Below are 17,576 nucleotides of genomic sequence, written 5' to 3' on the forward strand. Positions count from 1 at the left end.
GCTGGTTCCTTTAGATCGGCAGGATGCCGACGATGATCAGCACGCCGATGCCCAGCAGCGGCAGGGCATAGTGGGTGAGCAGGCGGGAGAAGGTCTTGACCGGATCCACGTCTGCGATGCCGCAGGCGACGTAGAGCGGTGCGCCTCCGGGGGGAACCGCTGCTTCGCAGGAGGAGAAGATCAGCACCGCGACGGCGGCGGTGGTTGCCGGGACGCCGGCGGCCACGAGTGTGGCGACACCGACGGTTCCGACGGCTGCCATGGTGGCCGTCGCGGAGAGGGGCGCGGCGACGGCGATGACGATCAGCCCGATGAGGATGGCGAGGAGCCACAGGGGCAGGTTCAGTTGGTTGAGTAGGGCGGTCATCTGTTTGGGGAGGCCGGTCGCGGCGAGGGCGTTGGCGCCCGCGAAGGCGAAGAGCACGGTGATGCCGACGATCCCGAACCTCGGGGAGGAGTCCCGCAGCAGCGCCCACCAGGCGCTGCCGCTGCCCGGCAGCTGTTTCCTGCCCAAGAGGGCCCCGGTGATGAGGAGGACGACCGGGATCCAGACGATGACGCTGACGGACTTGGTGATATCGCCTCCGGTCCAGTCCGACAGTGCCGTGGCGATGGCGCCGGAGGTGATGATCAGCGGGATGGCCACCACAATGAAGAGCAGCAGGGTGGCCCAGCCGCGCCCGAACGCTACCCGGGCCGCCAGCCGGTGCGCAGGATCCAGCGGCGTCATCCCGCTCTGTCGGATCAGCAGCCAGGTCACGATGAGCCGGTGCAGGAAGCACCAGAGTCCGCCAATGAGCAGGGGAAGAACCAGCTCGTTGACGTTTAGCAGGGGGCCGACGGTGGCGGATCCGACGAGCACGAACATGGAGGCGCTGAACGGAAAGGTGATGCCCATTCCGGCGTTTCCGGCCACGAGAGTCGCCGCGGCGGGCTTGTCGATCCGGGACTTCTCCATCCAGGGGATGGTCACGGAGCCGACGGTCGCGGCGATGGCCGCCTGGTTGTGGACCACCCCGCCCAGACCGGCGGACGCCACGGTAGACACCCAGGCGGGGCCGCCCTTGACGCCGCCGATCAGGGAGTTCAGCAGGTCGATGAGCCGGTCGAGCACGCCGGTTTTGTCCAGCAGGTAGCCCATGAACACGAAGGCCATGGTGGCGTACACGATTTCGTCCGTGGCGGCCGAGTACAAGGAGGCCCAGCCGATCTGTGCCGCGGCGGCTCCCGTGAACGGGAGCACGGCCAGGAAGCCGAGGATCATGGCTTCTCCGACGCTGCGTTTGATCACTGTGGTCCAGAGCAGGATGACGGCCAGGTAGGCCCCAAGGGCCCAGATGCCGATCATGCTGCCGCTCCTGAGTGGGAAATTCTTACTGGAAGGTTCATCGTTGGTTCCTGTTCCTGATTCTCCCTGATGACGGGATCAGCGCAAGGCCGGCGCCGCCGGTACCGTTTCCTGGGCCATGCGTGTCAGGGCGGTCGCTGAGGCCGCCGTCATCTCGGCGGGCACTCCCAGCTCGGACAGGTAGCCGGCGGTGTCCTGCATTTCCTTGGAGCGGCGCAGTGCGTGCTTGGCGGTGCCGGTGAGGAACCTGTCGATGACGGCGTGGCCGTCGCCGGCGAGCTGGCGGGCGATCTGAGCGCGGATCCAGTCCTCCAGGCCGGCGGCCCGTCCGGCGGTGACCGCTTCGACGACGACCGAGGCCATGCCTTTCATCAGGACGCTTCGGAGCAGTTTGTGGGCCATCGCGGCCCCGGGTTCCCCGTCGGCGATTTCGACGTCGGCGCCCAGCGGGGACAGAAGCTCGGCAACTGCCCGGGATCCCGGGCCACTGACCATCAGGGGTGTTCTTGCCCCCTGGGTGGGGACGGGCCCGAGAATGGCGACGTCGGCGAAACGCGCTGCGCTGGGCAGCTGCCCGAGTTCCTGCATGACCTGCGGGGACGAGGACGTGAAATCCGCGTAGCAGCTGCCGGCAGGCAGGACCGGCAGGCATTCCTGGGCAACGCTTCGGGCGGCGCCCGCCCCGGTGAGGACCAGGACGATGTCCGCGCCGGCGCAGGCTGCTGCCGCGGTCACTGCCCGGGTGACGCCGGCCGGGGTGGCGGGGGCGACGGGATCGAATCCCGTCACGCTGTGGCCTGCGGCGACCAAGGCGGCCGCGTAGGTGGCTCCGGCCTCACCGAGGCCGATGACGGTGCACGCTGTCATTTTATTGGGTCTTTTCTCTCTAGTGCGGTTCTGTTGAGTGGCGGGTCGGCCTAGTGGCGGTCGGCGATGATGGCGGCGCGGCGGTTAGTTTCGTCGGCGAAGACGCCCTCGGCCGCTTCCGCCACGGCTGTTGCCTGGTCTCGGGGGATGACGACGACGCCGTCGGAATCGCCGATGATGATGTCCCCCGGGAGGACGGGAACCCCACCGAAGGAAATCGGGGTGCCCAGCCGGGACGGGCCGTTCTTGTACGGCCCGGCCGGGGTGACGGCGCGGGCGAAGACCGGCATGCCGATCTCACCGAGGGCTTCCGCGTCGCGGGCGGCGCCGTCCACGGCAAACCCGGCGAGGCCAAGGTTGATGGCACGTTCGCCGATGAGCTCGCCCAGCAGCGCCCGGGATTCGTCCCCGCCGCCGGAGACGACGATCACGTCTCCGGGGCGGGCGAGCTGCAGGGCGCGGTGGATGCCCTGGTTGTCGCCGGGTCGTGTCCAGACGGTGAAGGCGGGCCCGGCGAGGCGGGCGCCGGGCCAGATGGCCTGGATGGCGGAGTCTGCGATTCCGAGGCGGTCCATGGCGTCGCCGATGTTGGCGGCGGGCAATTTGGCGAGGCGGTCGAGCACGTCCTTGTCGGGGCGGGCGAAGTCTGAGTCGATGTCCTCAAGGACGGGAGTTGTCATGGTGGATTTCTTCCGTGGGTGGTGACTGGTGGGAGGGCTAGCCTTTTTTCTGGACCAGCGGGAGGACCTTCTTGAAGTCCGCTTCCTGCCCGGCCCAGAACTTTTCGTAGTCGGTGCCGGAGAGGTAGCTGGTCTGCAGGCCGAGGGCGCCCATCTTTTCCTTGACGGCGGGGTCCTCGATGGCCTTCTGCAGGGCGGCTTCGAGCTTCTTGGCGACGGCGTCCGGCAGGCCGGCCGGTGCGGAGTAGCCGCGGACGGTGCCGGCTTCGACGTCGTAGCCGGATTCCTTGAAGGTGGGGACGTCGGGCAGGGCGGGTGAGCGTTCGGCTGTCATGATGCCCAGGACGCGGGCCTTGCCCTGCTTGGTCAGGTCGGTCACGTCGCTGACGTTGGCGACCAGGACATCGACGTGCCTGCCAAGGAAGGCGGTGGTGGCCTGGGAGGCGCCCTCGGAGAAGTGCACTGGGGCGAACTCGGAGCCGGTGGTCTCCTGGATCTGGGCTAGGGCGAAGTGTTCGCCGGTCTGCAGCCCGGTGGTGCTGGCGGTCAGTGACTTCGGCTGGGCCTTGGCGGCGTCGAGGAGTTCCTTCAGCGTTTTGTAGGGGCTGTCCGGCTGGACGGCGATGACGGCGGGGTCAATGACCTGCCGGCCGAGGGGCTGGAAGCTGTCCCGGGTGTATTTGGCGCCGCGGGCCGGGTCCAGGGGTGAGACGACGACGGACGGCGAGCCGGTAGCTCCGATGGTGTAGCCGTCGGGCTTGGCGCTGGTCAGTGCCGTGTAGCCGATCTGTCCGCCGGCGCCGGGCTTGTTGATGACCTCGACGTTGGTGCCGAGTTCTTTCTCCAGGATCGGCTGGACGAGGCGGGCTGCGGTGTCCACGGCTCCGCCGGAGGAGAAGGCGACGATCAGGTCGATGGACTTACCTTTTTTCGGGAAGTCGTCCCCGGAGGCGGCGTTGTTGGCGCTGGCGTTGGCGCCGCAGCCGGTGAGGGCGATGAGGGCGGCTGCGGCGAAGGCTGCGGTGATTTTCTTGCGTGACAAGGGTCTTCTCCTTTGAAGAAAAGTTGAGTGTGACGGATTGATAGGTAACGGGCGTGAACTGGGTTTAGGCTTCGGGGTCCTCGGTGAGGGCCTTGGGTTTGCGGAACTTGAGCAACGGGCTGCAGATGATGAGCGCGCCGACGCCGATCAGCACCGCGGAGATGGGGCGGCTGGTGAAGACGCTGAAGTCGCCTTGGGAGATTTCCAGGGATTCGCGCAGTGAGCGTTCCATCAGCGGGCCCAGTACGAGGGTGAGGACCATCGGTGCCAGCGGGATGTCCAGGTTCCGCAGGGCCAGGCCGAGGAGGCCGAAGCCGATCATGACGAAAACGTCGAAGACGCTGAAGTTGATGGTGTAGGCGCCGATCACCATGAAGAGCAGGATCAGGGCGGTGAGGATGGGGGTGGGGACGCGCAGGATGGAGGTCCAGACGCCGACCAGGGGGACGTTGAGCAGCAGCAGCAGGACGTTGCCGATGAAGAGGCTGGCGATGATGGCCCAGGCGATCTCGGAGTGGTCGGTGAAGAGGGCGGGCCCGGGCGTCAGGCCCTGCTGGAGGAACGCGCCCATCAGCACGGCGATGGTCGGGGATGCGGGGATGCCGAGGGTGAAGAGCGGGATCAGGGCGGCGTTGGCGTGGGCGTTGTTGGCCGTTTCGGGACCGGCGACGCCTTCCACTGCCCCCTTGCCTAGTTCACTGCGGAAGCGGGAGAACTTTTTTTCTGCGGCGTAGGACAGCAGGGAGGACACCGATCCGGTCATGCCGGGAATGAGGCCGAGTCCGAAGCCGACGCCGGTGCCCCTCGCCATGGCGGGGGCGCTGCGCCGCCATTCTGTCCGGGTCGGGAGCAGGGAGCGCATGCCGGGGGCATGGACCAGCGGGGTCTCTGAGTTCTTGCGGTACGAGAGGATCTCGGAGAGCCCGAAGACTCCGACGATGACGGCGACGAAGCTGACGCCGTCGAGGAGTCGGTCCATGCCGAAGGTGAAGCGCGGGGCGCCGGCGACGGGGTCGATGCCGACCATGGAGATCAGCAGGCCCAGGGCGCCGGAGATGATGGCCTTGACCATGGATTTGCCGGCCAGGGCTACCAGCAGGGAGATGCCGACGACCATCAGCGCGAAGAACTCTGGTGGCCCGACGAGCAGGCCCAGTTCACCCAGGGGTTTGGCGGCAGCGACCAGGCCGATGGTGGCGATTGTTCCGCCGACGAAGGATCCCACGGCGGCCAGGGTCAAAGCCGCGCCTGCCCTGCCGATCTTGGTCATCGCGTAGCCGTCGATGGTGGTGATCGCCGACGACGCCTCCCCCGGAGTATTCAAAAGGACGCTGGTGATGGTGCCCCCGTACTGGGTGCCGTAGAAAATGGCGCACAGCATGATGATGGAGCCGGCGGGGTCCAGGTTCAGGGTGAGCGGGATGAGCAGGGCCACGCCGGCCACCGGGCCGACACCGGGAAGGACTCCGATGATGGTGCCCAACAGGCAGCCGAGGAAGGCAAAGAGCAGGTTTTGCCAGGTCATGGCGGTGGCGAAGCCGCCGAGCAGTTCGTTGATTGTGTCCACGTCTAGAGTCCGATCAGGTTCAGCGGAGCGAAGGCCGACACGGGAAGCGCGACGTTCAGCCCGTAGTTGAAGGCATAGAACGCGCCGACGCTTCCGGCGAGGGCGATGATCAGCGAGGACACCCAGGTCCGGCGGCCGCGCAGTTTCAGGTGGTAGAGCAGGAACAGGAACATGCTCAGCTGGAAGCCCAGCAGATCCATGACGGACGCCAGGACAACAAGGCTGACCACGACCGAGATGACCACGCCCCGGTCGATCCCCTCGGCTTTCTCGCTCGGCCTGCGCAGTTCCTGGACCAGCCAGAGCGCGGACATCGCGACCAGCACCCCTCCCATGGCGAACGGGAACAGGCCCGGGCCGGGTCCCAGCGACGTCCACAGGCCGAGGCCGACCGAACTGACCAGGACGTACACGCCGACGGCGGTGAACGTGCCGATGCCCGTAAGCACCGACGGAGCGACACGGATGGCGCGCTCGGGTTTCGTCAGTAGTGACTCCGTTGTCATCGTTTCCTTCTTACGTTCTGTGATCATTCATTTCATAGAATGAAAGAGTGTTTCGTCTGAAGAAATAGTGACAGGAGACACAAAGCCTGTCAAGCACAAGGAAGTTACATAGAATGAAAGAATGACGGTGACTTCGACACACTCAGGTGGCTCCGCGGAAGAGGGCAGCCCCAAGGCCGCAAATATGCGCTCCCTGTCGAGGGCGATGGAGGTTTTCGCCGAACTCCAGCGCGCGGAACGGCCGCAGCGCCTCAGCGACCTGGCCAGGACCTGCGGCATGAGCCTGCCGACCACGCTGCGGATCCTGCGGGTCCTTCAGGATTTCGGCATGGTCAGCCAAACGGACAAGTCGTACCGGATCGGCCCTGCGGTGCTGCCTGCTGCCCGCAGCTACCTGGAGAACGACCCCCTGGTGGTTGCCGCCCGGCCGATCCTTCAGCAGGTGGCCTCCCAGACCGGGCTCACGGCATCGCTGTACACCAGGCTCGGCTTTGAACGAATCCTGGTTGCGCGCGTCGATGGCGATTCACCCCTGCGCTACGACCTGCCACTGGGAAAGCGGCTCCCCCTCACGGTTGGGGCGGCCGGGAAGATCCTGCTCGCCTCAGTTTCGGAGGCAGAACTCCGGCAGGTGGCGGCCGCTGCCATCGCATCCGGCCATGAAGAGGAGACGTTTACCGCCGACGCGCTGCGCGCACGACTGCCCGAACCCGGCGTCGACTATGCCTATTCCGCGGATGAGCGCGCCACCGGCGTGCTGTCGGTCGCCGTCGCCGTGCCGAACAGGGCCGGCCGCCCCAGTGAATCGATCGCTCTGACCAGTCCCGTCGAAACGGCCAGCGAAGCCGGCCTCAAGGCCGGCGTTCCAGAACTGCGGCGCGCCGCAGGCCGGCTCTCGGAGCTCCTGGAGGGCTCCGTCTACTAATAAGAAGCCGGCGGCACGGTGGGGGGTGCCGCTGGCGGAAGTTAGCCGCCGACTATTCGTCGCCGCTCCCCTCCCTGCGGCTGACTGCTAGGCCGCCGCCAGCCGATGGACGCGGGGAACCGCGGCCGTTTCCAACGGCGCCACGATGCTGAGCTGGCATTCTGACTGAAGCGGGTCGATGGCGGCCGGCAGGTGGTGCGAGGCCGAGCACTCCCGCAGCTGCTCCATGGCCGCCGGTTCCACCACTGCGTGGCTGACATCCAGCACGAGGTGGAGTCCTTCTTTCAGGTGGTTTGCCCGCTTGACCACCACGTAAAGGGCCTGGAGGCTCTGCGCCGTCACATGTCCCTGTGCCGCCACTTCCGCCTGTCCGCAATCGAGGTCAAGCCTGACAAGAACCCGGAGTTTGTGGTTCAAAACGATTCCCCTGTTCGTGCATGTACCGCTTGGCCGCGACGCTGCGGCCGGTTGGCCGCGACGCTGCGACCGCCACCAAGCCTAGGCAGAGAGTGTGACGCAGGCAACAGTGCGCTTCATATCCGGGAAACCTCGCGTTATCTGCCGGTTTGTTCGTCGAAAAGTGTTGATCGGCATGCCCGGTGTATTGTAAGGGAGGCCCCACGACGACCTTCCGGCACTTGGCATTGGTCCAGGACGCAACGGAGAGCGACATCGTGCCCCCTAACGCCGTGGCGAGGAACTGTGCCACCGAATGCAGGACAAGCCAGCACCGACCATCCCGTCCACGCTGCGTTTCGCGCCTCAATACTCCGGTGTGGCCAGCCTAAATACTGACAGCTAGATTCCGGGCAACCAGGCCCGGCCGACGTAGAGGAACACATGACAGACCCCTTCGACAGCCCAGACGACGTCCGCGGGACGGAATTCCGCGAGCGCCGCCCCTCGCGGCCCGTGCGGAAACGCCGGGGCCGGACGGTGCTGATCGCCGTCGCCGTGGTGGTGGCGCTTGTGGCGGTTGTTGCCGGCGGTTACCTCTTCAACCTCGCGCACACCTTCGACTCCGGTTCCAGCAAGATTGACCAGGCTTTCCCGGACGAGTCCACTCGCCCGAAGAAGACGGACGGCGCGATGAACATCCTGGTGATGGGCAGCGACAGCCGCGGCGCCACCGAGGCCGACTCGGCGGCCGGCACGCCCACGAACCAGCGGGCGGACACGCTGATGCTCATGCATATCCCGGCGGACCGCAAGAACATCTACACCATGTCCATCATGCGTGACCTCTGGGTGGACATCCCTGGGCACGGCGAGGCGAAGATCAACTCGGCGCTGGCCCTGGGCGGCACACCCCTGATGGTGCAGACCGTCGAGTCGATCTTCCAGCAGCGCATCGATCACGTGGCCATGATCGATTTCGAGGGCTTCAAGGGCCTCACGGACGCGCTGGGCGGGGTAAGCGTGAACCTCAAGCTGCCGTTCACCTCCACCGCGCTGCCGGGCCAGTCCTTCGCCCCCGGCCAGCACACCTTCAACGGAACCGAGGCCCTGGCCTTCGTGCGGGAACGCCACGCGTACGCCGACGGCGACTACCAGCGGGTCCGCAACCAGCAGGAGTTCCTGCGGGCCATCATCAAGAAATCGATCGCCGGCCAGACGCTGAGCAACCCGATCACGATCAACAACATGGTGGGCGCCGTCTCGCCGTTCGTCACGGTCGACAAGACCCTGGATTCGGGAGCCGTGGCAGGGCTGGCGCTCGAGCTCAAGGACATCCGGGCGCAGAACACCGTCATGTTCACGCTGCCGACAGGCGGGATCGGAACGTCCACGGACGGCCAGTCGATTGTGCTGACCGACCCGACAGCAATCCAGGCCATCTCCGCGGCGATGGCCTCGGATTCCCTGGGTGAGTACGTCGCGGCCAACAAGTTCGAGAACGGGAACTGATTCCCGCCTTGTGACCTGCCCCGGAGAGGGTCCTTGGACCCATCCTCCGGGGCGGGCAGTGGTGGTAGCGTCCGTTCATGGGGAACGCTCCGGAGCCAGCAGCAGCGGCTTCCGCGGCGTCCCCGTCCCCTCCACCGGCCACTGCGAACGGCCGTCGACGCCGGATATTCCTGCTCCTGGCGGCGCTGTTCGCCGTCGCGGTGGCCGTCGCCGTCTCGGCGTACTCTCTCTCCCGGCCACGGCCCGCGGACCCCGCTCCGGCGGGAACCGCCGCCCCGGCGGCCGCGCCGGCGACTGCCAGCCGCGCGCCGTCGACACCGCCCACGCCATCGACACCGCCCAGCCCCACGCCCACGCCGGAACCACCCGCCGTCGCGCTTAACATCCTGTTGATCGGTAGCGACAGCCGGGTCAATCAGCGGGCCGCGGCGGCCGCCGGGAGCGTCTCCGACCAACGCGCGGACGTCCTCGTGCTGATCCATCTCCCGGCGGACCGGCAGAGCGTCTACGGCATCTCGATCATGCGCGACCTGTGGGTGGACATCCCCGGCCACGGCCAGGCGAAGATCAACTCAGCCCTGTCCCTCGGCGGGACGCCGCTGATGGCGCAGACGGTGGGGGCGCTGCTGGGCCAGCGCATCGACCACACGGTAATGCTCGATTTTCAGGGGTTCGCGGCCCTGACCGATGCGGTCGGCGGCGTCGACGTCGACATCAAGCGGCCGTTCACCGGCACGGTGGATGACAGGGTCTATTTTCCGGCGGGCGTGCACCGGCTCAACGGGGTGCAGGCCCTGGCCTTCGTCCGCGAGCGCCATGCCTTCGCTGACGGCGACTACCAGCGGGTCCGGAACCAACAGACCTTCTTGAAGGCCGTGATGGCCAAGCTGGCCGCCGAGGGCGGCCTGGCGGACCGCGCTACCGTCCGGAAACTCGTCACCACGGTGCTGCCGCATGTGACCCTGGACGCCAGCTTCACCCTGGAGTCGCTTGAACGCCTCGCCTTCGGCCTCCGCAGCGCAGGCCCGGGCCGCGGCGTCTTCTTCACGCTTCCGACCGCCGGCACCGGGTTCAGCCGCGACGGCCAGTCGATTGTCCTGCAGGCCCCGGCGGCAACCGCCGCGGTCTCCGCCGCACTGGGCTCGGGAACGCTCCCCCGCTACGTGGCGGCCCACAATCTGCAGAACGGCAATTGACGCACGCTTTTGGGTAGATTGGGTCCATGACCCAGACTCCCTCGCAGCCCTCCCCGCAGCCCCCTGTCGCCCGGAAGGTTCCCTCGGTGCGCACCCACCACGGCGACGCGTTCGAGGACAACTACGAATGGCTGCGGGACAAGGAATCCGCGGACGTCGTGGACCTGCTCAAGGCCGAGAACGCCTACCAGGAGTCCGTGACCGCGCACCAGGAACCGCTGCGCGAGTCCATCTTCCAGGAAATCAAGGGCCGCACCCAGGAGACAGACCTCTCCGTCCCGAATCGCAAGGACGGCTGGTGGTACTACACCCGCTCGGTCGAGGGCAAGGAGTACGGCATCCACTGCCGCGTGCGCGGCCAGGAAACCGGGGACCGCGTCGCGGACTGGACTCCCCCGGCCGTCGAGGCCGGCGTCGTCATCCCCGGCGAGGAAGTCCTGCTCGATGGCAACCTCGAGGCCGAGGGCAAGCCGTTCTTCGCCGTGGGCGGGGCCGCCACCACGATCGACGGCACGCTCTACGCCTACGCCGTGGACAACGCCGGCGACGAGCGCTTCACGCTGCGCATCAAGGACCTGCGCACCGGCGAGCTGCTGCCGGACGTGATCGAGAACGTCTTCTACGGCATCTCCTTCTCCCCCGACGGCAGCCGGATCTTCTACACAGTGGTGGACGATTCCTGGCGCCCGTACCAGGTGAAGGCCCATGTGCTGGGCACACCCGTCAGCGAGGACACGGTCATCTACCAGGAGGACGACGTCGCCATGTGGCTCGGCTTCGAGCTCGCGGCCGACCGGCGGCACCTTGTGCTCAGCATCGGCTGCTCCGAGTTCAGCGAAACCCGCCTGCTGCGCTTCGATGACCCCGACGCCGCCCTGCGCACCGTGATCTCCCGCGACGAGCGCGTCCTCTACGAGGCCGAACCGTTCCTGCTGGCCGACGCCGCGGGCCAGGGCCGGGAGCGGATACTGCTGACCCACAACAAGGACGCCATCAATTCCATGGTCTCGCTCGTGGACCCGGCCGAGCTCGACAAGCCGCTCGCCGAGCAGCGCTGGGACACCGTCGTCGCGCATTCCGACCAGGTCCGGGTCAACGGTGCCGGGGTCACCTCGACCCATGCGGTGGTCTCCATCCGCAAGGACACGATCGAACGCGTCCAGGTCCTGCCCCTGGCCGGCCTGGGCACCCCGGAGCAGGGCGCGGCCGTGGAACCTGCGTTCGACGAGGAGCTGTACACGGCCGGCGTTGCGGGCTCGGACTATGAGGCGCCCGTGATCCGGATGGGCTACACCTCCTACTTCACCCCGTCCCGGGTCTACGACTTCGTGCTGCCCACTCCGGAGCAACCGGGTGGTGAGCTCCTGCTGCGCAAGGAGAGCCCGGTGCTGGGCGGCTACTCGCCGTCGGACTACGTCGCCACCCGGGAGTGGGCCGTGGCCTCCGACGGGACCCGGATTCCGCTCTCGGTCCTGCGTCATGCCTCCGTCCGGCAGGATTCGACGGCGGCCGGCCTGGTGTACGGTTACGGCTCCTACGAGATGAGCATGGATCCGGGCTTCGGCATCCCCCGGCTGTCCCTGCTGGACCGCGGCATCGTGTTCGTGATCGCCCACATCCGCGGCGGCGGCGAGCTGGGCCGGCACTGGTACGACGACGGCAAGAAGCTGCACAAAAAGAACACGTTCACCGACTTCATCGCGGCCACGGACTGGCTCGCCGGATCCGGCTGGGTGGACCCTGACCGGATCGCGGCCATGGGCGGCTCAGCCGGCGGCCTGCTGATGGGCGCGGTGGCCAACCTGGCACCGGAAAAGTACGCGGCGATCGTTGCGGCCGTTCCGTTCGTGGACGCGCTGACCACCATCCTGGACCCCGAACTGCCGCTCTCCGCGCTGGAGTGGGAGGAGTGGGGCAACCCGATCACGGACCCTGAGGTCTACGCGTACATGAAGTCGTACACGCCGTACGAAAACGTCCGCGCCGTGGCCTATCCGAAGATCGCCGCGGTCACCAGCTTCAACGACACCCGGGTGCTCTACGTGGAGCCCGCCAAATGGGTGCAGCGGCTGCGCGAGGTAAACACGGGCAGCGACCCGATTGTCCTGAAGATCGAGATGGAGGGCGGCCACGGCGGCGCGTCGGGCCGGTACGTACAGTGGCGCGAACGGGCCTGGGACTACGCGTTCGTCGCCGATTCCCTCGGCGCCACCGAACCGCTGCCCGGAGCCGGGCTGAAATAGCCTGTGGCGGCGCGCCCGGTCGCGCCTGGGGCTCGCCCGTTCGCCCGTTCGCCTCACCCCTTCGACAGGGATGGCCGCCATGAGACCCCTCTTGGCGGCCATTTCCGGCGAATCGGTGGGGACGGGGCTTCGACGCGGGAGGGGCCGCACACGGCGCGGCGGTGTCTCCGGGACCATCCGGGAGCACGCTACCGCCAAATTGGTCACCATGCTTACTATTTACTGGCATGATGGGCACTTCGACGTAGAACCCGCCCGCTGGGGGCGGGGCGTCCGAGAGTCTTGACCAGGCACAGGGTGCCGGAGATGGAGTTTGTTATGAGCGCTGAGCACGGACTGACCCCGTTGACTGATGATGAGCTGATGGCACAGGGCGGCACGGCCCTTCCGGACAAGGAGGTGGCCTCCGTCCTGGACCTGAACGCCGACCTGAACCTGGGGATCAGCGCCGCCGCGCCGATCGACCTTGGCATCGCGGCCAACGCCAACGTCGCCGCCCCGATTGACGCCGCTGCGTCGGCCAACGTTCTCTCCCTCGGGTCCGAATCACAGGCACTGGCCGACCAGGGAACCATCATCAACCAGGGCGTCACTGGCGATGCCACAGCAGATTCCACCCAGGACAGCGTCATTGATCAGGGCACCGGGACGGATGCCGGGACCGCAACAGGTCCTGCCGCAGGGCCGGACGCAGCGTCGGCAGCAGGGCCCGGTGCAGTGCCCGCCGCGGGTACGGCCGCGGATTCCGGCACCACCAACGACGGCGGCATCCTGCCCGATGGCACGGCCCCGGACCTGGGCGGGGCGCTGCCCACGGATGCGGCCGGAGCCGCCGCCGGCGCCGGCGCCCTGAACGGCAACCTGCTCAACGTCGACGTGAACCTGGACGCCAACGCGGGCATCGCGGCGCCCATCAACGGTGCGGTGGCCGCCAACGCCAACGTGGCTGCCCCGATCGACGCTGCCGTCGGCGCCAACATCGGCTCCATCGACAGCAACGCGTTCGCCGTCGCCCAGCAGGATGCCATCATCAACCAGGACATCCATGGCGACGCCACGGCTTCGGCTGACCAGCAGTCCGACCTGAAGCAGTAGAACCCAGATGAACAGCGCGCACGGAGGGCCGTCCGGGCAGGACGGCCCTCCGGTCCCGGCCGCCGCCGACACCGCCGCCAGCGGGCCCGGCTCAGGAGTCGGCTCCGGCAGCAACGCCGGTGCCACCGTCGCCGGCGCTGCCGAAGCTGCCGGCCCGGCGTCGAACGTTGCCGTCAGTGAGCAGCAGGTTCCGGTGCGGGCCGCCGGCATCCAGCTGATCGGCGAGGCGAAGGGATCCGGCTACAAGGAGCCGCCGTCCCTGGTGCGCCGCGCCGACGGCCAGACCATCCAGCTCACCCGGCTGCTGTACCTGGTGCTTGAGGCGATCGACGGCCAGCGCGGTCCCGAAGAAATCGCCGGGCACGCCAGCAACAGCTTCGGACGGCTGGTCAGCGCCGGGAACGTCCGGACACTGATCACCTCCCAGCTCCTCCCCCTGGGCCTGCTCCGGCTGGCGGACGGCTCCGAGCCGGCGGTGAAGAAATCGAACCCGCTGCTGGGCATGCGCTTCCGCTACTCGGTGACCGATCCGGACCGCACGCGGAAGCTCACGGCGCCGTTCGCCACGCTGTTCAACCCCGTCATTGTGGTGGCCGTGACCGCCGCGTTTCTGGCCGCGTGCTGGTGGGTGCTGATGGTCAAGGGGCTGGCCTCCGCCACGCATGAAGCGTTCGCCAATCCCGGACTGGTGCTTCTAATCCTGGTGGCCACGGTGCTCTCGGCCGGGTTCCATGAGTTCGGCCACGCCGCCGCCGCCCGCCGCGGCGGGGCCACACCCGGTGCCATGGGCACGGGCCTGTACCTGATGTGGCCGGCCTTCTACACCGACGTCACCGATTCCTACCGGCTGGGGCGGGGCGGCCGCCTGCGTACCGACCTTGGCGGACTGTACTTCAACGCGATCGTGGCCGTCGCGATTATGGGCCTCTGGTGGGCCACCGGCTTCGACGCGCTGCTGCTGGTGGTGGTGACCCAGATCCTGCAGATGGTCCGGCAGTTGATGCCGCTGGTCCGTTTTGACGGCTATCACATCCTGGCCGACGCCACCGGCGTCCCGGACCTGTTCCAGCGCATCAAACCCACCCTCCTGGCCCTGGTGCCCTGGCGTGCGACGGCTCCCGAAGCCAGGCTCCTGAAGCCGTGGGCGCGGGCCGTGGTCACCGTCTGGGTGCTGGTCACGGTGCCGCTGCTCATCTTCAGCATGGCCACCATGGTGCTGACCCTGCCGCGCGTGCTGGGCACCGCCTGGGACAACGGCCTGAAGCAGCAGGCCATGCTCTCCCACAGCATCGGCAGCGGGGACTTCGCCGACGCCGCAGTCCGGGTGCTCGCGATCGCCTGCCTGGCCCTGCCCCTGCTGGGCATCTTCTACATTCTGCTGCGCCTGGTCCGGCAGCTGGTCACGGGGCTGTGGCGAAAGACCCGCGGCAAGGCCTGGCAGCGAGCAACCGCGGTCGTTGCCATCGGGGTTGTCGCGGCCGGTCTCGCCTGGGCCTGGTGGCCCGGCGCGGACACCTACCGCCCGGTCCAGTCCTACGAGCGCGGCACCCTGGCCGACGCCACCACGGTGCTCTTCCCGGCCGCGTCCACGGCCCGGATGGCAGAGGGCCAGCAGGGACGGACCGTTGCCCTGTGGCCCGAGGGCGCCCGGAAACCCACACGCGAGGACCCGCAGCTGAGCATGGTCCTGGTGCCCCGGGAAGGCGGCACGTCCGGCACCGCCACGGCCGGCGCCGCGGCGCCGGCTGCCCCTTCCTGGGTCTTCCCGTTCGACAAGCCGGCCGCTCCCGAGGACGACGGCAACCAGTCCCTCGCGGTCAACACCACCGACGGTTCCGTGGTGTACGACGTCGCCTTCGCCCTGGTCTGGGCCGACGACGGCGGGACCGTGGACACCCGAAACGAGGCCTACGCCTTCGCCAGCTGCGCGGACTGCGCCGCCGTGGCGGTGGGCTTCCAGGTGGTCCTGATCGTGGGCCAGGCAGATGTGATCGTCCCGGAAAACCTCTCCGCGTCGGCCAACTACAACTGCGTCCGGTGCCTGACCTACGCCCTGGCGAGCCAGCTGGTCCTGACCTTGGACGGGCCCCTGAGCAACCACGGCACGGCCAGGCTCAACGCGCTGTGGCAGGAGATCGCCGCCTACGGCAAGGACCTGCGGAACCGGCCGCTCTCGGAGATCCAGGCCCGGCTCAGCGCGTACAAGGAACAGATCATGGCGGTCATCAAGGCCGATCCCAGCGCCACCCCGGCCGGGTCCTCCGGCACGGGCACGACGCCGGGTGCAACGCCTGGCGCCACACCGGGCGCGTCGTCGCCGGGAGCCGGCGGCACGACGGCGCCGTCGCCGGGAGCCGGCGGCGCTGGGACTACCGGGACCACGAGGTCGTCCCGCGGCGCTGTGCCCACCGGCGGCGCTGGGCCGACCGCCCCGGCCGGCGGTCCGGCGTCCGCTCCCGGCACCGGTGCCGGTTCGGGGTCCACCGTGCCAGCCGAGCAGCCCACGGCGCCGGCGGAGCAGCAACCGACGCAACCCGGCTCCTCGGCACCGGCCGCGGGGACGGCCACACCGGTTCCCGCAGCAACCACCCCGCCGGCACCTTAACGCCGGACCGCAAGGGCACCCGATTGGACACAGATGGCCGGAATAAATACCTCATTCCGGCCATCTGTGTCATATCGGTGCTCCCGGCAGATCGGTGCTCCCGTCATATCGGTGCACCCGTCATATCGGCGCTCCCGTCATATCGGTGCTTCGCGCCGCTCTGGGTCGTGGCCCCGTTCAGCGGGCCTTCCGTTCACACGCGGGAATGGTGTACACCGTTTCCGTGGCCCATACGCCCTTCGTGGTGCCACTTTTGGCCTGCCGTGATTCCAAGCGCATGCCGGGCCAGGTTATTGGGGACCGGCCCCCAAACATGGAGAGGCAACACGATGAGACTGACGCTGACAGAGTTCCTCACATTGGACGGCGTGGCGCAGGGTCCCGGATCGCCCGAGGAGGACACCAGCGACGGCTTCTCACAAGGAGGCTGGTTCGTCCCCTATCTGGACGAGGATTTCATCCAGCGGGCGGCGGCCTGGCTCGGTGCGGCGGATGCGCTGCTGTTCGGCCGCCGGACCTACGTCAATTTTGCGAGGGACTGGCCGAAGATCACGGACCCCGATGATCCGTTCTCTGAAAAGATGAATGGTTTGCCGAAGTACGTGGCCTCGCACAGCCTGGCGGAGGCCGGTTGGGCACCGACGACGATCCTGTCCGGGGACGTCCCCGCACAGGTCGCTGAGCTGAAGCGGCAACCCGGCAGGGAGCTGCAGATCCATGGGAGTGCCCGGCTGGCCCAGTCGCTTCTGGGCACGGGGCTGATCGACGAACTGCGGCTGGTGATCGCCCCGGTGGTGGTGGGCAACGGCAGGCGGCTGTTTCCGGCAGGCGGCGCCCCGGCAGGCCTGCGCCTGGTCCGCAATGAGATGACGCCGGGCGGACTCGCAATTCTTGTCTACGAGTCGGCGGGGCTTCCGACGTACGGGACCTATGACCCGGGTTCCTCCCGCGGCTAAGTCTGTCGACGCCCCAGGCCGGAGCGGCCGGCTACCGGGCCTTCCATTCGTCCGCGAGCAGGGCGTACACCACTTCCGTGGCCCATTCGCCCTTGTAGTGCCACTTGTCCACCTGCCGTGATTCCAGGCGCATGCCGAGCCGCTCACAAAGCGCCGCCGAGGCCGTGTTCAGGGCATCGAGCTTGGCGTCGATGCGGTGGAAGCCCAGGTCCTCAAAACCGAGCCTGAGCATCGCAACGGCAGCCTCCGCCGCGTACCCTTTTCCGCGGGCGGCCGGGGCCAGGCTCCAGCCGATCTCGGCCTGCCCGCGCCCCTCCAGCCACTTCAATACCACCTCGCCGAGCAGCCCGGGCGAGTCCGCGGCCTCGATGGCCAGGGCCACCCAATCGCCCTCCTTCTCGAACTCGAAATTGGCGTACCGTCCCACGGTTTCCATGGACTTGGTGTAGCTCTTCGCCTCCCCAGGCAGGAACCGGGCGGTCTCGGGCAGCGAATGGTAGGCATGGAAGGCCTCGAGGTCGGAGGCTTCAAAGCGCCGCAGCACAAGCCGCTCGGTGCGGATGGGCAAGTTCAGTTCGGTCATGCCTCCTACGCTACCCATCGGTTGCTCCGTAACTGCCGTTTTGAGCCGCCAAAAG

Annotated in this window: 15 protein-coding genes; 7 read left to right on the top strand and 8 right to left on the bottom strand. The window is 67.9% G+C overall.

The window, feature by feature from the left end; all coding sequences use genetic code 11:
• Positions 1-10 precede the first annotated feature (10 nt).
• The 6 genes from ACFVTM_RS14530 to ACFVTM_RS14555 all read right to left on the bottom strand — a co-directional run bounded on the left by ACFVTM_RS14530 (position 11) and on the right by ACFVTM_RS14555 (position 6,010).
• The gene (locus ACFVTM_RS14530; RefSeq protein ID WP_390204177.1) at positions 11-1,348 is read right to left on the bottom strand and encodes a TRAP transporter large permease subunit; all 1,338 of its coding nucleotides are present in this window, start codon (positions 1,346-1,348) and stop codon (positions 11-13) included.
• 78 nt (positions 1,349-1,426) lie between these two features.
• Positions 1,427-2,215 carry a DUF1932 domain-containing protein gene (locus tag ACFVTM_RS14535; RefSeq protein WP_390204178.1) on the bottom strand — a complete coding sequence of 263 codons (789 nt, stop codon included), beginning with the start codon at positions 2,213-2,215 and terminating at the stop codon, positions 1,427-1,429.
• 50 nt (positions 2,216-2,265) lie between these two features.
• Complete coding sequence (locus tag ACFVTM_RS14540) at positions 2,266-2,895, bottom strand: RraA family protein (RefSeq protein ID WP_390204179.1); 630 nt, start codon at positions 2,893-2,895, stop codon at positions 2,266-2,268.
• A 37-nt stretch (positions 2,896-2,932) separates the two neighbouring features.
• Complete coding sequence (locus ACFVTM_RS14545; RefSeq protein ID WP_390204180.1) at positions 2,933-3,937, bottom strand: tripartite tricarboxylate transporter substrate binding protein; 1,005 nt, start codon at positions 3,935-3,937, stop codon at positions 2,933-2,935.
• Positions 3,938-4,001: 64 nt separating this feature from the next.
• Positions 4,002-5,504, bottom strand: coding sequence for a tripartite tricarboxylate transporter permease (locus ACFVTM_RS14550; protein ID WP_390204181.1), 1,503 nt, complete (start codon positions 5,502-5,504; stop codon positions 4,002-4,004).
• A gap of 2 nt (positions 5,505-5,506) precedes the next feature.
• A complete protein-coding gene (locus ACFVTM_RS14555) occupies positions 5,507-6,010 on the bottom strand; it encodes a tripartite tricarboxylate transporter TctB family protein (RefSeq protein ID WP_390204182.1) in 504 nt (167 codons plus the stop codon).
• A gap of 121 nt (positions 6,011-6,131) precedes the next feature.
• Here ACFVTM_RS14555 and ACFVTM_RS14560 point away from each other — a divergent pair, with 121 nt between their 5' ends.
• Entirely contained in the window at positions 6,132-6,935 is an 804-nt protein-coding gene (locus tag ACFVTM_RS14560; RefSeq protein ID WP_390204183.1) for an IclR family transcriptional regulator, read from the top strand.
• 87 nt (positions 6,936-7,022) lie between these two features.
• On the opposite strand, the gene ACFVTM_RS14565 is transcribed toward ACFVTM_RS14560, so the two are convergent.
• Positions 7,023-7,352, bottom strand: coding sequence for a hypothetical protein (locus ACFVTM_RS14565; RefSeq protein ID WP_390204184.1), 330 nt, complete (start codon positions 7,350-7,352; stop codon positions 7,023-7,025).
• A gap of 423 nt (positions 7,353-7,775) precedes the next feature.
• Between ACFVTM_RS14565 and ACFVTM_RS14570 the strand changes: the two genes are divergently transcribed.
• The 6 genes from ACFVTM_RS14570 to ACFVTM_RS14595 all read left to right on the top strand — a co-directional run bounded on the left by ACFVTM_RS14570 (position 7,776) and on the right by ACFVTM_RS14595 (position 16,938).
• Positions 7,776-8,843 (top strand): LCP family protein, encoded by a 1,068-nt coding sequence (locus ACFVTM_RS14570; RefSeq protein ID WP_390204185.1) that lies wholly within the window; start codon positions 7,776-7,778, stop codon positions 8,841-8,843.
• A gap of 77 nt (positions 8,844-8,920) precedes the next feature.
• On the top strand, positions 8,921-10,039 hold the full coding sequence (locus ACFVTM_RS14575; RefSeq protein ID WP_390204186.1) for an LCP family protein: 1,119 nt from the start codon (positions 8,921-8,923) through the stop codon (positions 10,037-10,039).
• 26 nt (positions 10,040-10,065) lie between these two features.
• On the top strand, positions 10,066-12,282 hold the full coding sequence (locus ACFVTM_RS14580; protein WP_390204187.1) for a S9 family peptidase: 2,217 nt from the start codon (positions 10,066-10,068) through the stop codon (positions 12,280-12,282).
• Between the two features lie 318 nt (positions 12,283-12,600).
• Positions 12,601-13,377: a peptidoglycan-binding protein gene (locus ACFVTM_RS14585; protein WP_390204188.1), complete on the top strand. Its 777-nt coding sequence runs from the start codon at positions 12,601-12,603 to the stop codon at positions 13,375-13,377.
• Between the two features lie 7 nt (positions 13,378-13,384).
• Positions 13,385-15,982 carry a hypothetical protein gene (locus tag ACFVTM_RS14590; RefSeq protein WP_390204189.1) on the top strand — a complete coding sequence of 866 codons (2,598 nt, stop codon included), beginning with the start codon at positions 13,385-13,387 and terminating at the stop codon, positions 15,980-15,982.
• Between the two features lie 329 nt (positions 15,983-16,311).
• Positions 16,312-16,938 carry a dihydrofolate reductase family protein gene (locus tag ACFVTM_RS14595; protein ID WP_390204190.1) on the top strand — a complete coding sequence of 209 codons (627 nt, stop codon included), beginning with the start codon at positions 16,312-16,314 and terminating at the stop codon, positions 16,936-16,938.
• A 31-nt stretch (positions 16,939-16,969) separates the two neighbouring features.
• On the opposite strand, the gene ACFVTM_RS14600 is transcribed toward ACFVTM_RS14595, so the two are convergent.
• Positions 16,970-17,521, bottom strand: a complete 552-nt coding sequence (locus ACFVTM_RS14600; protein ID WP_390204191.1) for a GNAT family N-acetyltransferase — start codon at positions 17,519-17,521, stop codon at positions 16,970-16,972.
• Positions 17,522-17,576 lie beyond the last annotated feature (55 nt).

The sequence above is a fragment of the Arthrobacter sp. NPDC058130 genome, from assembly GCF_042884475.1.
Classification (GTDB): domain Bacteria; phylum Actinomycetota; class Actinomycetes; order Actinomycetales; family Micrococcaceae; genus Arthrobacter.

Coding starts and splice junctions, on each gene's coding strand:
- ACFVTM_RS14535 (WP_390204178.1), bottom strand. CDS start 2,215: ATGACAGCGTGCACCGTCATCGGCCTCGGTGAGGCCGGAGCCACCTAC.
- ACFVTM_RS14575 (WP_390204186.1), top strand. CDS start 8,921: ATGGGGAACGCTCCGGAGCCAGCAGCAGCGGCTTCCGCGGCGTCCCCG.
- ACFVTM_RS14555 (WP_390204182.1), bottom strand. CDS start 6,010: ATGACAACGGAGTCACTACTGACGAAACCCGAGCGCGCCATCCGTGTC.
- ACFVTM_RS14595 (WP_390204190.1), top strand. CDS start 16,312: ATGAGACTGACGCTGACAGAGTTCCTCACATTGGACGGCGTGGCGCAG.
- ACFVTM_RS14600 (WP_390204191.1), bottom strand. CDS start 17,521: ATGACCGAACTGAACTTGCCCATCCGCACCGAGCGGCTTGTGCTGCGG.
- ACFVTM_RS14590 (WP_390204189.1), top strand. CDS start 13,385: ATGAACAGCGCGCACGGAGGGCCGTCCGGGCAGGACGGCCCTCCGGTC.
- ACFVTM_RS14540 (WP_390204179.1), bottom strand. CDS start 2,895: ATGACAACTCCCGTCCTTGAGGACATCGACTCAGACTTCGCCCGCCCC.
- ACFVTM_RS14570 (WP_390204185.1), top strand. CDS start 7,776: ATGACAGACCCCTTCGACAGCCCAGACGACGTCCGCGGGACGGAATTC.
- ACFVTM_RS14560 (WP_390204183.1), top strand. CDS start 6,132: ATGACGGTGACTTCGACACACTCAGGTGGCTCCGCGGAAGAGGGCAGC.
- ACFVTM_RS14580 (WP_390204187.1), top strand. CDS start 10,066: ATGACCCAGACTCCCTCGCAGCCCTCCCCGCAGCCCCCTGTCGCCCGG.
- ACFVTM_RS14585 (WP_390204188.1), top strand. CDS start 12,601: ATGAGCGCTGAGCACGGACTGACCCCGTTGACTGATGATGAGCTGATG.
- ACFVTM_RS14530 (WP_390204177.1), bottom strand. CDS start 1,348: ATGATCGGCATCTGGGCCCTTGGGGCCTACCTGGCCGTCATCCTGCTC.